General features: G+C 37.2%; 2 protein-coding genes. Both read left to right on the top strand.

The features are described from left to right. Positions 1–93 precede the first annotated feature (93 nt). Entirely contained in the window at positions 94–9,003 is an 8,910-nt protein-coding gene (locus TL18_RS09790; RefSeq protein WP_067044921.1) for an Ig-like domain repeat protein, read from the top strand. Between the two features lie 206 nt (positions 9,004–9,209). Then, entirely contained in the window at positions 9,210–24,578 is a 15,369-nt protein-coding gene (locus TL18_RS09785) for an Ig-like domain repeat protein (protein WP_067044919.1), read from the top strand. Positions 24,579–24,583: the final 5 nt, after the last annotated feature.

Genomic DNA, 24,583 nt, shown 5'->3' with positions numbered 1-24,583 from the left:
AATTAATATTTTAAATATGAGTTCCAACATAACTTATTAATGTAAATTTTATTTTTATTAAGTTTTACTTTATAAAATAAATCATGTGATTATATGAAGAAGGTTATTTTTACAATGCTGCTTGTATTGATGGTTGTATCATGCATTAATACATGCAGTGCTGAAGATTCATTTAATGAAACATTGGGAACAGATACAATTGATGAGGTGGATGTATATGATGTTCCCGGTGGGGACAATTTTATTGTTGAGGCGAATGGGTGCGAAGATTATGATGCAATTTCTTCTGCTGTTAGTGCCGCTACTGGTGGAGGAACAGTCTTCGTCAAGAACGGTGAGTACGCCTTAAGTGCAGGAGAGGTTTTGGAAAAAACTGTTCCTGAACGAACTGGTGATGGGGAATCTGTTGTTCTTCCTGAAGGAACAATTTATTTATCTGACTCTGGTAATGATGAAAATGACGGTTTGTCTGAAGAAAATGCAATTGCTACTTTTTCACATGCAGTTGACATGGTTAAGGCTAGGGAAAACAAAACTGCTACCGTTTATGTGTTGAATGGTGATTATACAACTGGTGCCATTGATATAGGTGATGATGAGGGAGTATCATTATCTATCGTTGGTCAGGAAAAAGACGGAGTTATCATTCATGGAACCGGTGCATATGTCTTTGACATTTATGGAGACAATCTGGTATGGAACTTCAAAAACCTTGTTTTTGACGGCCTTGATTCTACAGCCAGAACTTCTGCCGCTTTGGTATTGTACAGCAAAGACGGCAATTTCACTATCGATAACTGTAACTTCAGAAACATAAATTCCAAATTAGGCGCTATTGCAATAGGAAATGAAAATGGAAATACAAATGTTACAAATTGTATCATTGAGGATGTAACCGGTTCCACTTCAAATACAGTAATTTTAACTGTTAATGATGATGGTAAACTTATTTTGGACAATATTGAAATTAAAAACTGTAAACTGGATGAAAGTGTTGCTGTTTCAACAACTGCTTCATATCTAAGGACAATTCTCTATGTAAACACTTATGGTGCGGATATCACATTGTCCAACTCTAAAATTATTGATAATAATGGACCTATGATGAGTTTAATAGAATCCAGGTCTAAATTAACTATTGTAAACACTACAATTTCTGATAATGTTGTGAATGCTTCTCTCAACGGTGCAAATGGGGGAGACAATTTAATTTGGGCTAACAACGATAATTCAAATATCAATATAACTCAATGTATAATTACAGGAAACACAATTGTCAAATCAGGTAAAGGTCTATTCTACAACCAGAGAGGAAGTATCAATGTGGAATACTCAGACCTCAGTAAAAACAGTGTGGACAAGTTCATAGGTTCAACAGGAACAATAACCGCCAACAACAATTGGTGGGCAACCAATGACCAACCGGATGCCAATGTTGACAAATGGGTCATAATGAATGTTGAGGTGGATGACTCTGAGTTATCTGAAAAAAATGAAATAACTTTAACAATTGACTTTAATCATGTCAAAACATCTTCCGGAAATATCGAAGTGTTGGCCGGTGGAGAAATTCATAAAGATTATTATGTTGTTGAAGTATCTGCCCAAAACGGTGAAATAACTCCTGCAAGCATAGTTGTTAACAAAAGTCAAGTCAAATCACAGACTTTCACAGTAACTAATGTAAATGATGTAATCACTGTAACTTGCGACGGTGATAATGTAGAGATTGGAATTGAAGGCGAGGACCCTTCTTCCTATGATGGAATTGTTTATGTTAATAAAACAGGTGATGACAATAATGAAGGAACAATTGATGCTCCCGTAGCAAGTTTAGCAAAGGCTATTGAAATTGCAAGTGCAGGATCCGGCCGGATTTTCATTGATGAAGGCACTTACATAGGATACGGCTATCAAGTAACTAATGATTTGAACATTACAGGTGTAGGTAAAGTTACACTTGATGCAGATGGCCAAGGAGGATTGTTCGCTACAGGTTATCCTTCTGGAGCTAGCAAAATCATATTGAATAATTTGATTCTCGCTGGTGCAGATGCCAACTATGGTCAGGCAATCAACAGTTATGCAAGTGAATTGATCTTAAACAATGTATCAATTACCGACAACCCTGGAAGCGGTAGCCTCATCATCCAGTCAGGCAAGCTTACCATGAACGACTGCGTAATCGCAAACCATAACGGGGCAACCGTAATTGACTTTTCAGGAAATGGGGACTTGATAATAAACAATACTCTGTTTGAAAACAACACCGTAACCAATAATGCTATTGTTTATTCCAGTTCATATGATAGTAGAAGCGCAATTGTCGAAAATACTGCATTCATAAACAACACAGGACAATTGGGAATATTCAAAGTAAACAAAAGGACAACTATTAAAGACTCTAAATTCATCAATAATACAAATAAATTAGGTTATGGTGGTGCAATCAGCGATTCTGATTCATTGACTGTAACAAACACTACATTCATTAACAACAAAGCAAATAAGGACGCAGGTGCCATTAGTGTAGGATATAATAGGGTTGCAACCATTACAAAATCCACATTCATCAACAACACAGCCAACCTTGAACAAGGCGATAATCATGGTGATGCAATATACAACAAGGGCAGGCTCACTCTTAACTACTGCGTATTGTTGACAAATGCTGAAAATTCACTTGTTTACTCAGAAAGTGAAAATGATGTGAATGCACAATACAACTGGTGGGGAACAAATGAAGATCCTTCATCCTTGAATGGTGTCGGAACCTACGAAGACGACTGGGGTGATGATGCGGACTGCGTAATAGACTCATCAAATTGGGTCTACATGAATGTTACAACCGATATGGTTGATGATACCGTATTGGTGGGTGACAGTGTAGAGATTACTGTTGACTTCACTAATTATATCGATTCAGACAATGCTTTGAAGCCTTTATCTGAAAGAATTCCTGAAGTAGATGTGTCTGCAAGTGCAATTTATGGTGATTTGGATAGTTCTCTTAAAACAACATCTGGTAACGTTGCAGAGTTTGTTTATGGTGCAGCAGTTTCAGCAGAAGACATTGTTAACATCACTTCTTCAGACGCTACTGCTTTAATCCCTATAAATGTTGATGTATCCCCTGAAGAAGGAATAATTTATGTATCACCAAATGGTGATGATTCCAACGATGGTTTGACCAAGAAAAACGCTGTCAAAACAATTGCCCATGCTATGGAAATAGCTACCAAAGGCCAAATAGTTCTTTTAAACGGTGTCCACACAACAGGTGATTTGGGAAGTGTTTATGAAGATTTAAACATTACTGGTCAAGGTAAGGCAGTAATTGATGCTAACAATAATAATAGAATTCTCTATGTCGGCTCTGAAGCAAGTGTTGTAATTAAAAACGTTATCATGATTAATGGTTACACTGCTGATGAAAGCGGTGCGCTTTTAGGAAATAGCAATCGATTGACATTGATTAATTGTACATTAGCCAATTCCTCTGCCGGCACAAACAATGGTGGGGCAATTTTCAATGTAGGTAAATTGACTATAATCAACACCACTATTGCAAACTGTTCTGCAAAACAGGGTGGAGCAATCTTCTCTCAATGCGATAGTGATATTACAAGTTTGGAAGTGATAAATTCAACATTTGAAAATAACATTGCTACTGGTTATGACATGAATGGTGGTGGAGCAATCTATACTCAACGCAACAGCGCATTTTATGAGTTTACTTTAAATGTTGACAATTCAACATTCATAAACAATAGGGCAGAAGGCACATCTTCAGGTGGTGCAATCGCTCTTGTACAATTGGATGCCACTGCTAAAATATCCAACTCCAAATTCATTGCAAACCATGCTAATGGAAAAGAGGGCTATGGTGGTGGAGCGATTTATGTTTCAAGTGCAAGCAACTACTATAAATACGGTACAATGACCATTACAGGTAGTTTATTTGAAAACAACACATGCGGTGCAAACGGTGGAGCAATCTATGGAAGGGTCACTACCATAACAGTTTCAAGCTCAGTATTGATTGATAATGCTGATGCCAACGGTTTGGCGGTCTATGGTTATAAAACAGATTCAGCATCTCCTTCGATCACATTGAATGACAACTGGTGGGGTTCAAATGACAGTCCGAAAGACCTTACAGGTGGAAACAACAGGTACAAGCCAACTCTTAACAGATGGGCTATTTTAACTGCCAATAATGATTCCGCCATTCAGGATGGAAACACCATTAGGTTAACAGCAAGCATCAACAATTACACCACAGGTACTGTAAATGGTACAATGTCCAAACCGATAACAGTCAAACGTGATGTAACTATTAAAACAACAGCCGGAAACATTAATGGGACTTTAGAAAACGGTGAATTCGCATATGATTATGAAGTACCTGAAAATATCAGATATGTGGCAATCAATGTTGATGATGAAACTGTTGAATTACTTGTCATTTCTTCAAAAGTGAAAGTTGAAGTCAACAACATCACCGCTAGAAAATATGATATGGTGAATGTTGTTATCAATGTGACTGCCGAAAGTGAAGTGAACAGTGGAGTAGTGGAATTATACGCGGATGATACTTTACTCGACACCATCCCGGTCAGCCAAGGAAAAGCGATTAAGGATGTTGTCATACCAACTGATATTGGAATTTATGATTTAATTGCCAAATTTGTCGATGAATCCGGTTTATTTGATGGTAATGAAAGTCATGCTACATTGAATGTCACTGGAATATGTGAATTATGGAATTCAACATTCTTCAACTTCTTTGATGATACAGGTGTTTTAAGAAACGCTATTGGTGAGGAAGAGCTTGTGTTCCATGGTGAATTTTCCGGAATTGATGTTAATGTTATAAGTATCCCTAAAAGTATTTCTATTAGTGGAGATAATGCTAAAATTTATGACATTGCATTTAAGCTTCTGGCTGATGATATTAAAGTAAGTAACATATCTTTCGTTGCCGATAAGGCTTCATTTGCCGAAAATTCAGGTGCACTTATTCTAGTTAGTGCAAATGCTGTGGAATTAAATAACATTGCAGTCAATTATACCACTCCAAAGGCTGTTGATGCATTTGCCGTTTTGGTTACTTCAGACGAATTCAATCTAATCAATTCAACTATAATCTTTGATTCCAATAATGATGATGGATCTATTGTCAATCAACATGCACTGCAGATTCGTGATTCCAATGACTTTTTAGTTAGTGGAAATGTAATCAATGCCACTTTGCCTGCAAGGGATGTTGCTTATACCTATTATTATTCTGAAAGAGTGGGAATTGATCAGGATTTAGTATTGGCTATTGGTATTCAAAATGGTGATAATGGCAAATTGACTCAAAACGAAATCAATGTTTTAACAAAATCCGCTGTAGGTGATTTCCCAACAATCGATTCCATTATGGTTGATGGAGTTAATAATTTGGAGATTAGCTACAACAACATCACTCATCTTGACACCGTAAATGCGGGAAATGCGGGTTACTCCAATGCCATTGACTTATACAATTTTGATGGTATAACTGTCATGAACAATAATGTGCTAATTAATTCTACCGCAGGTATTGAAGCTAAAGGAACTGCTTATCCAGTTCAGGCTACTGGACCATACAATGGTCTTTTAATTGACAATAACAATTTAACTTCAGTTTCCAATGGTCCTGCATTAGGTATCTACTCACAAAACTATGAAGGCGGAACTGACATTGTTGTAACAAATAACTGCATTAATGTTACAGGTTTGGCTACACCAGACGTTTATGCTTTAGTATCAGGTATTGAACTTCAGGATACCTATGCAAAAATATACAACAATACAATTTACACAGATAGTGTAGGGGCATATTCCGATAAAAATGCATTATATGGTATTAGTTATGCTCAGGATATCGGCAGTACACATATGTTTGACATAAGGGACAATACCGTTTATACTGACGGTAAATATGCCGTATATTTATTGGAGGCAGTAAACTCTAATGTGACCGATAATACATTATATGCACATGAATTGTTAGCTGACGATGCAGTTCATATTGCTGGTGACAATAATGTTGTTAAAGATAATAAGCCGCTCTTTAATGTTATAATTAATGCTAGTGCAAATAACACTAAAGTTGATGTGAATGCTACGGTGGAAGTTATTTTATCTCAAAGCGATGCTGCCGGTAATGTGTCAATTACAATTGATGGTACAGAATACATTGCTCCTGTTGTTGGGGGCAGTGCAACTATCGTTCTTCCATTGTTGCCTGCAGGTAATTACACATTTGATGTTGTCTATAGTGGTGATGATAGATACGGGTCTAATACTACTGCTGTTTCATTTGCTGTTGACAAATATGCTGTAGAATTTAACAAAGTTAAAGGACACTCTGGAAGGGTTGATCAAAACGCTACTGTTGATGTAATCTTATCTGAAAGTGATGCTGCCGGTACTGTTTACATAACTGTCGATGGTACTGACTATTCTGCCGAACTCGTTGACGGTGCTGCCGTAATTTACGCACCATTATTGCCTGCAGGTTCATACAACTTTGATGTAATCTACAGCGGTGATGATAGATACGAATCTAATACTGCTGCTGTTTCATTTGCTGTTGACAAATATGCTGTAGAATTTAACAAAGCTAAGGGACACCCTGGTAGGGTTGATAAAAATGCTACTGTTGATGTGATCTTATCTGAAAGTGATGCTACTGGAACTGTTTCAATCAATGTTAACGGCATTGAATATTCAGCTGAGTTGGTTGATGGTGCTGCAGTTATCTATGCTCCATTGTTACCTGCTGGTACATACAACTTTGATGTGATCTACAGTGGTGATGCTAAATATGAAAACAACACTGCTCCAATTACTTTCAACGTAAACAAATATTACCCAACTATGAAGGCAACTGCTGCTGATGTGCATGTTGATGAGAATGCTGTTGTAAATGTTGTTTTACCTAGTGATGCAACAGGTACTGTAACCATTACTGTCGACGGCGTGGATTATACTGATGATGTTGTTGACGGATCTGCAACTGTTGAGCTTCCAGTGATTTCACAAGCAGGAGCACAATCATTCACTGTATCATACAGTGGAGATGACAAATACAGAGCACTGTCCACTACTGTTAAATTCAATACTCTTAAAGTTGATGCTACTATTAAGGCTACTGCACCTTCAGTTAAAGTAGGAAATGATGTAACTGTTAATGTTGTATTGCCTAAAGATGCAACTGGTGAAGCATCCATTTCTGTTAATGGTAATGTTTATACTGGTATTGTCAAAAATGGTGCTGCAACTATTGTTATTCCAGATTTGGTTGTTGGTGAATATTCTGCTGATGTAATTTATGCTGGTGATGAGAAATACAATGATGCTGTTGCTAGTGTTTCATTTGCTGTTGAAAAGAATGCTGTGGAATTCACTAAAGCTAAAGGACACCCTGGTAGGGTTGATAAAAATGCTACTGTTGATGTGGTCTTATCTGAAAGTGATGCTACTGGTACTGTTTACATTACTGTTGATGGTGTTGACTATTCTGCTGAGCTTGTTAACGGTAAAGCAGTTATCTATGCTCCATTGTTACCTGCTGGTACATACAACTTTGATGTAATCTACAGCGGTGATGCTAAATATGAAAACAACACTGCTCCAATTACTTTCAACGTAAACAAATATTATCCAACTATGAAGGCAACTGCTGCTGATGTGCATGTTGATGAGAGTGCTGTTGTAAATGTTGTTTTACCTAGTGATGCAACAGGTACTGTAACCATTACTGTCGACGGCGTGGATTATACTGGTGATGTAGTTGACGGAACTGCAACTGTTGAACTTCCAATAATGTCAGAGGCAGGTGAACATACATTTGAGATTGTATACAGTGGAGACGACAAATACAGACCATATACTACTGAAGTAACATTCAGTGTTATCAAAAACAGTGTTGATATGAAAGCTACCGCCCGTACAGTAAGGGTGGGTGATGAAGTAACAGTTAATGTAGTATTATCCAGTGATGCAACTGGTTCTGTTTCAATCGTATATGGTGATAATCTTTATTCAGCTGAAATTGAAGACGGAACTGCAAGCATTGTCATTCCAGACTTGCCGATTGGGCAATATGCTTTAACAGTTGAATACAGTGGAGATGATACATATAAAGCCAAAAACACTATTGTAACATTCAACGTGAACAAACAGAACTCAGCTCTAAAAGCTACTGCACGCACAGTTCATGTAGGTGATGATGTTATCGTAAATGTTGCCTTATCAAGCGATGCTACCGGAAATGTAACAATCAATGTTGATGATGTTGAATATACTGCAGAAGTGACTGGAGGCGCCGCTAGAATCACAATTCCTGATTTGACTGTCGGTAAATATGCTTTGAAAGTACAATACAGTGGTGACGATAAGTATAAGGCTAGAAACACTACTGTCACATTCAATGTCAACAAGGCAAGCACAAGAATGAAGGCAACAGCCCGTACAGTTAAAGTTGAAGACAATGTAACAGTCAATGTTGCCTTGGCAAGTGACGCAACAGGTGAAGTAATTATTACTGTAAATGGTGCAGATTACACCGCTGCAGTTGAAGATGGTGTTGCAAGCATTGTCATTCCAGAATTGCCTGCAGGTCAATATGCATTGGATGTAAAATACGGTGGTGATGACAAGTATAAGAACCAATCAACATATGTCAAATTTAATGTCAACAAACACAATGTAAGAATGAAAGTTACAGCTAATTACAATTATAAGGATGACTTTGCAATGATCAGTACAATCCTGTCTGATGATGCAACAGGAACTATTGCAGTAGAAATTAATTCTAATGAATATGCTGCTGAAATTGTCGATGGCAGTGCATTGATTGCAGTTCCTAAATTGCCGACTGGAGACTACACATTGGACATTAGATATAGTGGTGATGACAAATACAAAAACTACACTGTTACAAAAACTCTTAAAGTGGATAAATAAACTTTAAATGATAAAAGGATAGATTTTTATCCTTTTATTCAATTCTTTTTTTATCAATTCAAAATTTATTATATAAAAAATTTAATCATATACAATTTATTTTTTATCAAATTATGTGGATTTATATAGTAGATATTATATAATTTATTAATGTAAAGTTGTATAATTTTAAACTTAACTTTATAACACAAAAATCGAGTGGTTAAATGAAATTTAATAAGAAGATTTTTATATGTGCATTACTCGTGTTAATGATTATTTGTTGCATTAATGCGGCTAGTGCGGCAGAACCACTTAATGACACGTTGGAAACATCTGATGCAGGGATAATAGCATTGGATGGGGAATCTGATGATGCATTAAGTGCGAGTGGAGACACATTTGTTGTCGATGCGAATGGGGGTGGAGATTATACGACAATTTCATCCGCTGTTAGCGCTGCTACTGGTGGTGAAACAATCTTCATCAAGAACGGTGAATACACCGAAACTGCAAAAATTGATATCGGTGCAAAACAGTTAAAATTCATTGGTGAAAGCCAAGAGGGTGTAATAATTAAATCTGCTGACAATGATTTATTCTATACAACCACTTCTGGCTATTCTTCATTGGTCATTAGCGGTTTAACCTTTAAAGATATCTCAATGACTGGTGCAAAAACTCCAATATTCATCGGTGGAGACGGAAATGTAAATATAACTGACTGTACCTTTGATAATTGTGCTTCCAGATATGGTGCAATACGTATCTATACTTCTGGAACCGTAACAATTGATAACTGTAAACTATTAGATACAAAATCTTCTAATGGTGCTTATTCCAGTGCTATTGATTTTGGTGGTAGTTCTACTAGTGAATGGACTATAAAAAATACTGTCATTGACGGTTCATCAATTTCAAGTGCAAGCACTGCATCATACATCTTCGGTGCAATTTACAATGAAAGAACTAGTGGTACTGTTACTTTAGATAATGTGACTATTTGCAATTGTAATTTAGATAAATCAAGTGGTCTCATCGCCACTAAAGGAAACATGAATATTAAAAGATCCAAATTAGTAGACAATTATGTCTACAGGGATCTTGCAATAGCAGGTTTCATATTTGTCAATGGTGCAAAAACAGTGACCATTGAATCAAGTCTCATTGCTAACAATACTCAGCCAAATCACATTTTGACTGCTAATAGTGCAAGTGCTACTTTTGATTTAAATTATAACAATATTCAAAATAATGCTTTCAATACTGCATTTACTAATGCTGACAATGGAGTTTACACTTTAGATGCAAACTACTGGGGTTCAAATACATTACCTGAAGGCATTACTGCAAACACTTGGATAATTGAAAACAATGGTGAATACACATTAAATAATGGTGACGCTTTAGAAAAAGAAGTTCCAGGTCTTACTCCTGAAGAAGGATCTGATTATGTTTATGCTTCACCGGACGGTACTGGTGACGGTTCATCCAAAGACACTCCAACCACTTTGGAAAATGCTTTAGCAATTGTACCTGAAGGAGGAACCATTTTCCTTTGCAATGGAGAATATACTCTTCTTGATGCAATAATGGTTGGTAAATCTGTTAATTTCATTGGTGAGAGCCGTGATGGTGCAATAATTAATGCGGTCAATGGTGCTTTCCTTATTACAAATCCTACAGAACCGATGGATGATACTTATTTTGTTGATTCTGTTTCATTTTCAAAATTAACATTCACCGGCGATCCAACTTCCTTTATTCAAGTTCCAATAAGTATGAATGAACTAAGCATAACCGATTGTATGATGGCTCCAAGCAATAATTTTGTAGCTGTCGGCGTTAACTTATTGGGCGAACCTATACAAACATCAGGTACTTTAAACTTCAAGAAAAATATCTTGACTTCTAATATGGATCCTATTTTAGTTGTAGGCAGTTGGAATGCAGTCATCAATGATAATCTGTTCATAACCCTTGATGCTGGTGCAGATGTAGTTGCTGCCGAAACCGAGGGTGTTATTGATGCTAATTACAACTACTGGGGATCCAGTACTCCTGCTACCTCATTAGAAATTGACAATTGGGTCATATTCGATGCAACCGCTGATGCTTCTGAAATTTACACTGACGAATCTGCTAAAATTACAATGAAAGCTACCTTAAATGACGGTAGTGATGCAAGCAGCCATCTTCCAGCTTATCCAATTGAAGTGATGTTAACTGCTGATGGTGATTTAAGCCAAACTCAATTGGCTCTTCAAAACGGATTTGCTCAAGTAACTTACACAAGCGATGTTGCTCGCAATGACAGAGTTAAAGTTTACATAATTGCTGAAGAATTTGTAATTCCTATTACTGTTAAAGAAAGATACACTGGAATTATTTATGTAAGCACTGCAGGTAGCGATGACAATGTCGGTTCCATTGATGCTCCTGTGGCAACTATAGGCAAAGCTGTTGAACTTGCTGAGATGGGATCTCATGAAATTATAATTAATGAAGGAACTTATACTGGAAACGGTTACCATGTATCTGGTGATTTAACCGTCACTGGTGAAGGTAAAGTTACTCTTGATGCCAATAATGAAGGAAGATTATTCTTCATGGAATATGGTGATACCGCAAGTAAAATTGAATTGTCTAATTTAATTTTAACAAATGCAAACGGTTACGGAGCTGCTGTCTACAGTTTCGCTAATGAATTGATTTTAGATAATGTAACTATCGTCAACAACCAAGCTGACGGATATCTCATAAAAAGCAATGGTAAATTAACCATCAAAGACTCAAACATTACAAACAGTATGAGTGGAAATGTAATTCAACAAGATGCTTCTGGAGACATCTTAATCAATAATACAGTATTTGTAAACAACTCCATTGTTGATACAACCTCTGTAATGGCTGTTGTCAACATCAACTCCGGAAGCGGAAACATGGTTATTGAAGATTCCAAATTCATCAACAACACCGCAAGACAAGGTGTCATCAAAGGCAACTTCAATTATAATATTGATGTAAAAGGAAGCGAATTTATTGATAACACCAACACTGTTGCATATGGTGGTGCAATCTTTTCTTCCGGCGGTACTATGACTGTGGTTGATTCCATATTCGTCAACAACAAAGCCTATAGAAGCGGTGGTGCTATTTATCTAGGCTATCGCGTAACCGCAAATGTTGATAAATGTATGTTCATAAACAACACCGCTAACACTATGGATGATGACTATTACGGTGATGCAATATACAACGGAAACAAACTCACTGTAAACAACTCCGTATTATTAGGTGATGCTAAGAACTATCTCATTTACAATGATGGTGAAGACAATGTTGTAACTGCTCAAAACTGCTGGTGGGGAACTAACGATAACCCTAAAGATTTAAACGGTGTCGGATACTATGAAGATGATGAGTGGGAAGAATATGACTGTCCTGAAGTTGACGTATCCAATTGGGTAACAATGGACGCAAGTTTCGCACCTGATGATGCTCAAGCTGGCGATGAAGTAACCGTGACTGCTGTATTCAGTAACGCTAACTTACCTGATGGAATTGAAGTAACATTCGGTTCTACCAGCGGTTTAAACACTGTTGTTTCAACTGTGGATGCACAAGCAAGCACAACCTACACAATTGACGCTAACGATGAGGCTATCACTGCAACTTCCGGCGAAGCAACTATTGTAATGCCTATCACTAGTCCGGTTACAACCAATATTGTAACCAACGATACATTCTATAACTTCTTCGATGAAAGCGGTTTCTTATTGGATACTGTTACATTCGATGAATTGATATTCCAAGGAGAATTCTCTGATTTGGCAGCTGGTTATATAATTATCAACAGACCTATCACTATCACTGGTGAAGGGGCTGTTTTAAATGATCTTGGTATCATGATTGATTCTGAAGATGTTGCAATAGATAACTTGACCTTAATTGCCACTACTTCATTAGGCGATTTAATTAATGTCGGTGCTTCAAATGTTGATTTGACCAACTTAATAATCTCATACATAGTTGATGATGAAAGTGCAAATGTAATTAATGTTGCAGGTGACGAAAATAAGGTTATTACTGATGTAAATATCTTAAACAACAGAATTTACTTCGAAAACCATGTAACTGATGATGAAAATTTAGTCACTGTAATCAACTTGAATAATGTTGAAGATGTAATCGTAGACGGCAACAACATAACCGCAGATTATCCAAGTTTATTAGTTGGAACTTATGACTATGATTACTTCATGATGGGATTATGCTATGTAAACCCAATCAGAGTATATGAAGCTTATACTGTTGAATTAACCAACAACAATATAGATGTATCAGTTAATTCATATGATGCAAGTTTCCCTACTGTTCAAGCATTATACATCGTAGGAAGTGAAGATATCTTGGTTCAAGGAAACAACTTCACTATGGTTGATGAGCTTACCCCTGCTGGAACTGCAATCTACTTATACGCTATTGAATGCGGATTCAGTGAAGGAGTAGAATTCATTGATAATAACTTCAACATTTCAACAACTGGTGGTCAATCCGGTTCTGGTTCAGCATATGCTATACAAACCGCTACCTCTGAGGCTACTTTCATTGGAAACAACATTACCTGTGAATCCAACGGCCCTAACTTAGGTATCGCTTCAATGTATGGTTTCGGACCAGCTAAAGATTTAGTAATTAAAGACAACTTCATTAATGTAACTGGTTTAGCAACCGGATCAAATGACTTTGCATTAATTTCAGGTATTGAAATACAAACTGGTTATGCTACTATTTACAACAACACAATCTACGTACAAAATAAAGGCGGATATGCTGATAATTATCCTGTTTCTGGTGTAAGCGCAATCCAATACAGTGCACCAACTTTAACTTTCGATGTAAAAGATAATGAAATATATGTTCCTGATGGAAAATATGCTGTAGAATTCCTTTACGCTCCAAGTGAATCAACTGTAACTGGAAACTACTTAATTGCTCACGAATTGAAAGGTGACGAAGCAGTATCTGCTGCTGGTGACAATAATGTTGTACAAGACAACCTTCCAGCTGAAGAGTTAACCAATATTGTGACTAATGATACATTCTATAACTTCTTCGATGCAAATGGAATATTATTAGATAGCATTACATTCGATGAGTTAATCTTTGAAGGTCCATTCTCTGATTTAGTGGATGTCATTACCTTTAACAGGCCAATCAATGTAACATCCGATAAAGCTGTATTAGAAAACATTGCTGTTAAACTCGCTGCTGACGATGTGAAATTATCCGGTTTCACCATTTATGCAGACAAAGAGTTTGCAGACAATGATGGTGCGGCAATCTATGCAACCGGTTCAGACATTGAAATCAGCGATGTATTTGTTGATTACGCTGCTCCTAGTGAAGTAGAAGCAATCGGAATTTATGCAAATGCTGCAAACAACTTCAAATTAACCAATTCTACAATTAGTTATGTAAGTACCAATCCTGGAACTAAACTCAATTATGGTTTGAGAGTATGCGACAGTGAAAATGCTTTAATTGAGAATAACACTATTGACGCTACTTTCCCTGCTGTTGATGTTGTATATGATGGTTCTAATAGTATTGATTTAGTATTGGGTGTCCATATTAAAGGCGGAAACAATGTTACCTTCACCCTAAATACTGTAACTGTAAACACTAATGGTGCTATTGGCGGTTATCCTACTATTGATGCTGTAATGGTTCAAAATGTTGATAATGCTTTAGTAAACTTAAATAACATTACTCTCACTGATGAAACAACATCAAATGAAGCAAGATACTACTACGCTCTTGATATTTACACATCAACTGGTATTGTTGAAGAAAACAACATCATTGTAAACACTACTTCTGGTATTGACCGTACAGGCGCTGCATATCCTATCCAATTAACCGGTCCTTTCACCGTTACTGTTTCAAATAACAATTTGACTGCTATTTCCAAAGGTCCTACTTGCGGTATTTATGCATCTAATTGGGGCGGATACGGTGATTTAACTGTAACAGACAACACAATTGATATTACTGGTTCTGCTACTGCTGGCGGCTATGCATTGGTTGCGGGTATTGAAACCGAAATAGACATGACAAGAGTTTACAACAACACAATTAATGTTGCAAACTTTGCAACCTATGATGATAGCAATCCAGTTTACGGTGTAAGTATGTCCTCTGATTACATGTCTGGAGATGTTGCTGCCGATATTAAAGGCAATACTATTACCGTTGACGGTAAATACGCTGTCTACTATGTAAATGCAGTAAACACCAATGTAACCGGAAACACATTATATGCTCATGAATTAGAAGGTGATGAAGCAGCTGTAATTGCTGCAGGTCAAAACAACATTATACAAGACAACCTTCCAGCTAAAGCATATGACGGTATTATTTATGTAAACTTGACTGGTGACGATAACAATAATGGTGCTATTGACACTCCTGTCGCTACTATTGCAAAAGCAGTAGAATTGGCACAAGCTGGATCTGGCATAATTATTATCGATGAAGGTACTTATGATTCTCCTCAAATTGAAATTACTTCCGATTTAAACATTAGTACTGTTGGCGAAGTTATATTGAAAGCTCAAGATGCAACCAAAAAAGCATTCTGGATTAAATCCGGAGATGTAAGCATTTCCAACTTAACATTCACCAACTTCAATGCAAGCTACACTGGATCTGTTATCCGTGTTGCTGGTGGTAGCTTAACTCTTGACGGTACTAAATTTATTAAAAATGGTGGAGAATTTAGAGATTCAATTGTTTATGTAAGGAACGCTGATTTGACTATAACCAACTCTGAATTTAAAGGAAACACAGGTCATAAAACTTCTACTAGCAATGGTATTATTAATGTAGGTACAGGTACTTTATATGTAGATAATTGTAACTTTACAGACAATCATAATAAGTATGGTGTATTGTACTTGTCCAGTTCTATTGCTACTGTTTATAACTCTTCATTCATAGGAAACAATGCAACTTCCTCAAGCGGAGGTTCCGGTGCAGCTATTTATGTTTCAGGTACTGCAACATCCGTTAGCAGCTACAGCGGAAACCAAATAAATGGTTCTGCTTCTTATGTATTGGTTGAAGGATGTTCATTCATCAACAACTCTGCTTTAGGAGCCAGATTATACGCGGGTCAAGGTGGTGCAATCTACGTAAACAACAACGTGACAATGTTCATCAACGATTGTATATTTGAAAACAACACATGTACTGACAATACTGGCGATGACTACAAACCTTCTCAAGGTGGTGCAATCTACGCTTCAGCTGGTAAAGTCATAATCAATAAATCAATCTTTAAAAACAACAGTGCTACACAAGGTCCTGAAATCTACATGAGATACTACAACAGTCAATTACACCCTGAAGAAGTAAATACCTTAGAAATCAGTAATTCCATCATCTTAAACGATGGTGTCGCAATTATCGCTGATTCTACTAACGGTACTTATGTCGCTAATGACAACTGGTGGGGTACTAATGACGAACCTGCTGACAAAGCAGTTAACGTCACTGTCGATTCTTGGGCTAAAATGGATGCTTCCTACACTCCTGAAGGTGCATATGAAGGTGAAATTAATGTAACTGCTACATTTGATAATCCTAACTTGCCTGATGGTATTAATGTGACTTTCACATCCACTAGTGGCAATTTAAATACTGTTGTTGGTACTGTAGGAGCTCAAGCAAGCACTACTTACACTATTGATGCTAATGATAAAGAAATTACCGCAACTTCAACCGATGCCAGTGTTGTAATGCCAATCGTAAGGGCTGCTGAAGTCATTATAACTGCTGATCCTGTTTGGATTGGTTCCGATGGCACTGTCAGTGTGGCTGTTCCTAATGCAACCGGTACTGTAACTATTGAAGTAAACGGCAAATCTTATGATGTTGAGTTAGTCGATGGCGTTGCTGCAAAAGAGATTCCTGCTGAAGACTTAGTCAACGGCGAAAATATCATCACTGCTACCTATAACGGTCCTGACTTTGCTTCTAATAATGCTACTGCCGTATTGTTCGTTGCTGATGGTGTTGTAACTCAAGATACATACATGTACTACTTCAACCAAGCTGATTCCGGAAAATTCTTTGATTACATCCCTGAAGGAGCTACTTTAGACTTCCAAGGTTCAATCATAAATCCTGATCAAAGTGTAAAAATCTGGTTGAATGTAAACAAACCTGTAAACATTGTATCAACTACTAAAGATGCTTACATTGATTTGAACACAACTGCTGGTTCACTCTCTGGTGAAAACCCAGGTAACCGCTTCACTGTAAGCTACGGAGGTTCCGGATCAAATATTACTGGTATTAACTTCCACAACACTCAATTATGGATTGCTAATACTCATCATGTTGTTCTAGACAACATCAGTAATGTGATTGAAGACCAAAGGGTAGGTTCCGGTGTTGGAGCTACAAGTGTAAGGGAAAACTGTACCTATGTTACAGTCAAAAACAGTTACTTCTACACAAGAAACAATGGTGGTTCCTCTTCATTAGTAATGGCTTGGGCTGATTACTGCACATTTGACAACAATACTATAGTTGCAGAAGGAAATGTTGGAAACATGATTTACTTAACCACTTTCAATGTAAATGTTCCTTCTGGTGTTACTGCAAACGTTTACAATAATATAACAAACAATAAGATTAAAGGCCCTGCTTCATCTTCAGCAATCTGCTGGGGTCTTGTACTTTCAGGAAACAACAACTTAATTGAAAATAACACTGTTGATTATAAAGGTGTTGGAATTACTGTTCAATCTGGTACATCCGTTTCACCAAATAACACTTACATAAACAATGTAATCATTAATGGTGGATCCATGAATGTTTTACCGGACTCAACTGCATACAACAATAATGTATCCGGTGCTTTAACTCTTGGAGCAAGAGTAGTAGCTTATAACAACACTGTTGGCGGTAAATTAAATATTAATGGTGCTGATGCTGTTGTCGAAAACAACACTGTTGCTGGTGCTGTTACTATTGCTAAAGCTGCAACCAACATTACTTTCGTTGGAAATGATGTTGCTAATGCTGTAACTGTCAACTCCAATAATAATGTAATTAAAGAAAACAACATTACTACTACCGGCACTTATGCTGTAGATTTAAAATCCACTACAGGCAACAATGTCACTGGAAACTACTTGATTGCTAACGTATATAAAGGTGATTTAGCTGTTAAATCTGCTAGTGAAACCAACATTGTAGAAAACAACTTGCCTAAAGCTGAAATAAGTATTGTGGCCGAATCTGTCTGGATTGGTTCTGATGCTACTGTTAATATTGCTGTTCCTAATGCCACAGGTCCTGTAACTGTTGAAATCAATGGTAAATCATACACTGTTGAATTAACTGAGGGTAATGGTTCTGTTGTGATTCCTGCTGAAGATTTAGTTGCTGGTGAAAATGTCATCACTGCTGCTTACGCAGGCCCTGACTTTGCATCTGAAACCGCAACCGGAGTATTATATGTTGCTGATGGTGTTGTAACTCAAGATACTTACTTATATTACTTCAATCAAGCTGATAATGGTAAATTATTTGATTACATCCCTGATGGAGCTACTTTAGACTTCCAAGGAAGCATAATCAATCCTGATACTAATATTATTGTTCAAATGAATGTCAACAAGCCTGTAAACATCATTTCAACTACTCATGATGCTTATGTTGACTTGAACACTACTGCGGGTAGTTTACTTGGTGAAAGTCCGGGTAACAGTTTTGCTGTAACTACTGGTGGTTCAGGATCCAATGTAACCGGTATCTACTTCCACAACACTCAAGTATGGATTGCAAATACTCATGATGTTGTTTTAGACAACATCAGTGTAGTTGTTGAAGACCAAAGAGTAGGTTCCGGAGTAGGAGCAACCAGTATCAGAGAAAATTCAACCAATGTAATCCTTAAAAACAGTTACTTGTACACAAGAAACAACGGTGGATCAACCACTTTCACAATGTCTTGGACAACCAACTGTACTATTGACAATTGTACTGTTAAAGCTGAAGGAAACGTTGGAAACTTGATTTACTTAAACATCTTCAATATTCCTGGCGCTCCAAGTGGTGTACCTTTAAACAATTACAACAAAGTTACTAACAATAGGATTTATGGTAAAGAAGGTTCTGCTATTTCTGTAGGTCTTATGGTAGAAGGTCAAAACAACTTAATTGAAAACAATACATTGTATAAATCTTCAATCAGTACCTCATTCGGTGGTGTAAATCCATACAACAACACTTATGTTGGAAACACCATGACTGATGGTTCTGGTTTGACTGCTCAAGCTGGTTCAATTATCTACAATAACAATGTAACTGGTGCTTTGTCTACTGGTAAAGAGTCAGTCGCTTATGATAACATTGTTGGAAAAGCAATTACTGTTGGTGCAAGTGCTGTTGCTTATAACAACACTGCTGCTTCCGCTACTATCAGCGGCGCTGGTGCTATTGCTTATGACAACACTATTGCTACTACCGCTACTATCAGTGGTAAAAATGCTGTTGTTGAAAACAACACTTTCGGTGGTGCAGTAACTATCAGTGGTGCTGGTGTTACTTTCATCGGCAATGATGTGAACGCTACCGTAACTGTTAACTCAAATGACAATGTAATTAAAGCAAACAACATTACCACTACTGGCGATTATGCTGTGGACTTGAAAACAAAAACAGGAAACAACGTAACCGATAACTTATTAATTGCTAGTGAGTTAAAAGGTGACAGCGCTGTTAAATCTGCTAGTGAAACTAATATTGTAGAAAACAACTATCCAGTTACCTCTGATTTAGCAATCACCGTAGAAAATATCACTTATGGTGAAGATGCTGTTGTAAATGTTGAATTCAATCCTAAAGCAACTGGTACAATCGTTGTATCCATTGATGGTACTGATTACACAGTAAACATTACTTCCGAAGGTCAAAGCAGTGCAATCATCCCTGGTTTAGCTGCTAAAGATTACGAAGTAACTGCTACTTTCACACCTGACAGCATTTACAGCTTAGATAGTAATGCTAATGCTTCATTCACTGTATTTAAAGCAAACACTACTATGGAAGCTGCTGCAGAGTCTGTGGTAGTTGATGATGATGTAATTGTCAATGTAACATTTGATAAAGTGGATGTTACTGGTGATGTGTCCATCACTATTGATGGCAATAATTATACTGCTGCTATTGAAGACGGTGCTGCAAGTATTGTTGTTCCTGGTTTAGTTGCTGGTGAATATTCTGCTGATGTAGTCTATGCTGGTGATGGAAACTACAATGATGCTGTTGCTAGTGTTTCATTTACTGTATTTAAAGCAAACGTTACTATGGATGCTGCTGCAGAGTCTGTTATTGTTGGTGATGATGTAATCGTTAATGTAACATTTGATAGGGATGATGTTACTGGTGATGTGTCCATCACTGTTGATGGTAATAGTTATACTGCTGCTATTGAGAATGGTGCTGCAAGTATTGTTGTTCCTGGTTTAGTTGTTGGTGAATATTCTGCTGATGTAGTCTATGCTGGTGATGAGAAATACAATGATGCTGTTGCTAGTGTTTCATTTGCTGTATTTAAAGCAAACGTTACTATGGATGCTGCTGCAGAGTCTGTTATTGTTGGTGATGATGTAATCGTTAATGTAACATTTGATAGGGATGATGTTACTGGTGATGTGTCCATCACTGTTGATGGTAATAGTTATGCTGCTGCTATTGAGAATGGTGCTGCTACTATTGTTGTTCCTGGTTTAGTTGTTGGTGAATATTCTGCTGATGTAGTCTATGCTGGTGATGAGAAATACAATGATGCTGTTGCTAGTGTTTCATTTGCTGTATTTAAAGCAAACGTTACTATGGATGCTGCTGCAGAGTCTGTTATTGTTGGTGATGATGTAATCGTTAATGTAACATTTGATAAAGTGGATGTTACTGGTGATGTGTCCATCACTGTTGATGGTAATAGTTATGCTGCTGCTATTGAGAATGGTGCTGCTACTATTGTTGTTCCTGGTTTAGTTGTTGGTGAATATTCTGCTGATGTAGTCTATGCTGGTGATGAGAAATACAATGATGCTGTTGCTAGTGTTTCATTTGCTGTATTTAAAGCAAATACTACTATGGATGCTGCTGCAGAGTCTGTTATTGTTGGTGATGATGTAATCGTTAATGTAACATTTGATAAAGTGGATGTTACTGGTGATGTGTCCATCACTGTTGATGGTAATAGTTATGCTGCTGCTATTGAGAATGGTGTTGCAAGTATTGTTGTTCCTGGTTTAGTTGCTGGTGAATATTCTGCTGATGTAGTCTATGCTGGTGATGAGAAATACAATGAGGCTGTTGCTAGTGTTTCATTTGCTGTTGAGAAGAATGCTATAGAATTCACTAAAGCTAAAGGACACCCTGGTAGGGTTGATCAAAACGCTACTATTGATGTGGTCTTATCTGAAAGTGATGCTACTGGTACTGTTTACATTACTGTTGATGGTGTTGACTATTCTGCTGAGCTTGTTAACGGTAAAGCAGTTATCTATGCTCCATTGTTACCTGCTGGTACATACAACTTTGATGTAATCTACAGCGGTGATGCTAAATATGAAAACAACACCGCTCCAATTACTTTCAATATAAACAAATATTACCCAACTATGAAGGCAACTGCTGCCGATGTGCATGTTGATGAGAATGCTGTTGTAAATGTTGTTTTACCTAGTGATGCAACAGGTACTGTAACCATTACTGTCGACGGCGTGGATTATACTGGTGATGTAGTTGACGGAACTGCAACTGTTGAACTTCCGGTGATTTCACAAGCAGGAGCACAATCATTCACTGTATCATACAGTGGAGATGACAAATACAGAGCACTATCCACTACTGTTAAATTCAATACTCTTAAAGTTGATGCTACTATGGAAGCTGCTGCAGAGTCTGTTATTGTTGGTGATGATGTTATCGTTAATGTAACATTTGATAAAGTGGATGTTACTGGTGATGTGTCCATCACTATTGATGGCAATAGTTATACTGCTGCAATTGAGGATGGTGCTGCTACTATTGTTGTTCCTGGTTTAGTTGCTGGTGAATATTCTGCTGATGTAGTCTATGCTGGTGATGAGAAATACAATGAGGCTGTTGCTAGTGTTTCATTTGCTGTTGAGAAGAATGCTATAGAATTCACTAAAGCTAAAGGACACCCTGGTAGGGTTGATCAAAACGCTACTATTGATGTGGTCTTATCTGAAAGTGATGCAACTGGTACTGTTTACATAACTGTCAATGGTGTTGACTATTCTGCCGAACTCGTTGACGGTGCTGCTGTAATTTACGCACCATTGTTACCTGCTGGTACATACAACTTTGATGTGATCTACAGTGGTGATGCTAAATATGAAAACAACACTGCTCCAATTACTTTCAACGTAAACAAATATTATCCAACAATGAAGGCAACTGCTGCTGATGTGCATGTTGATGAGAATGCTGTTGTAAATGTTGTTTTACCTAGTGATGCAACAGGTACTGTAACCATTACTGTCGACGGCGTTGATTATACTGGTGATGTAGTTGATGGAACTGCAACTGTTGAGCTTCCAGTGATTTCACAAGCAGGAGCACAATCATTCACAGTATCCTACAGTGGAGATGACAAATACAGAGTATTATCTACTACTGTTAAATTCAATACTCTTAAAGTTGATGCTACTATTAAGGCTACTGCAAGTACAGTTAAAGTAGGAAATGATGTAACAGTTAATGTTGTATTGCCTAAAGATGCAACTGGTGAAGCATCAATTTCTATTAATGGCAATGTTTATACTGGTATTGTCAAAAATGGTGCTGCAACTATTGTTATTCCAGATTTGGTTGCTGGTGAATATTCTGCTGATGTAATTTATGCTGGTGATGAGAAATACAATGAGGCTGTTGCTAGTGTTTCATTTGCTGTTGAGAAGAATGCTATAGAATTCACTAAAGCTAAAGGACACCCTGGTAGGGTTGATCAAAACGCTACTATTGATGTGGTCTTATCTGAAAGTGATGCTACTGGTACTGTTTACATTACTGTTGATGGTGTTGACTATTCTGCTGAGCTTGTTAACGGTAAAGCAGTTATCTATGCTCCATTGTTACCTGCTGGCACATACAACTTTGATGTAATCTACAGTGGTGATGCTAAATATGAAAACAACACTGCTCCAATTACTTTCAACGTAAACAAATATTACCCAAGTATAAAAGCAACTGCTGATGATGTGCATGTTAATGAGAATGCTGTTGTAAATGTTGTTTTACCTAGTGATGCAACAGGTACTGCAAGCATTACTGTCAACGGTGTTGATTATACTGGTGATGTAGTTGATGGAACTGCAACTGTTGAGCTTCCAGTGATTTCAAAAGCAGGAGCACAATCATTCACTGTATCATACAGTGGAGATGACAAATACAGAGCACTGTCCACTACTGTTAAATTCAATACTCTTAAAGTTGATGCTACTATTAAGGCAACCGCACGTACAGTTAAATTAGGAAATAATGTAACAGTTAATGTTGTATTGCCTAAAGATGCAACTGGTGAGGCGTCCATTTCTGTTAATGGTAATGTTTATACTGGTGCTGTTTCAAAAGGTGCTGCAACTATTGTTATTCCAGACTTAGGTGTTGGTCAATATGCATTGCCTGTTGAATACAGCGGAGATGGCAAATACAATTCAGGTAATACAACCGTAACATTCAATGTCAATAAACAGACCACTACAATTAAAGCGACTGCTCGTACTGTTAAAGTCGGTGATGATGTGACTGTTAATGTTGTGCTTGCTAGTGATGCTTCTGGTGAGGTTTCCATTGATGTTAATGGTGTTGTTTATACTGGTGCTGTTGTTGATGGTGCTGCAAGCGTTATCATTCCAGACTTGCCATATGGTAGTTATGAGTTTGATGTTGTATATAGTGGAGATGACAAGTATAAAACCAGAACCACTACAGTAACATTTAATGTAAACAAACAATCCACAACTATGAAGGCGACTGCTCGTACTGTTAAAGTCGGTGATGATGCAACTGTCAATGTTGTTTTAGCAAGTGATGCTTCTGGTGAAGTTGTTATTACTATTGATGGTGTTGATTACTCTGGTATTGTTGTTGATGGTGTTGCAAGTATTGTTATTCCTGACTTGCCTGCTGGTCAATATTCATTTGCTGTAAAATACAGTGGTGACGACAAGTACAAAAACCAATCCACAACTGTAAAATTCAACGTCAACAAGTACAACGTCAGAATGAAAGCAACAGCTAAATACTACTCAGATAAAGATTACTCAATTGTCAGTGTAACCTTATCTGATGATGCAACAGGTACAGTTTCTACTTCAGTGAATGGCAATAATTACAAGGCTAATATTGTAGGTGGAAGTGCTTCAATTACTATTTCTAAATTGCCTGCTGGTAGTTACTCATTGGATGTTGCATACAGTGGAGATGCAAAATACAAGAACTACACTGCTACCACAACACTTAAGGTTGTAAAATAAGCATA

This window comes from Methanobrevibacter sp. YE315, from assembly GCF_001548675.1.
Taxonomy (GTDB): Archaea; Methanobacteriota; Methanobacteria; order Methanobacteriales; family Methanobacteriaceae; genus Methanocatella.
This window is presented reverse-complemented; position numbering and strand designations above follow the sequence as displayed.

Excerpts from the sequence above, each read along its gene's own strand:
- TL18_RS09790 (WP_067044921.1), top strand. The coding sequence starts at position 94 with ATGAAGAAGGTTATTTTTACAATGCTGCTTGTATTGATGGTTGTATCA.
- TL18_RS09785 (WP_067044919.1), top strand. The coding sequence starts at position 9,210 with ATGAAATTTAATAAGAAGATTTTTATATGTGCATTACTCGTGTTAATG.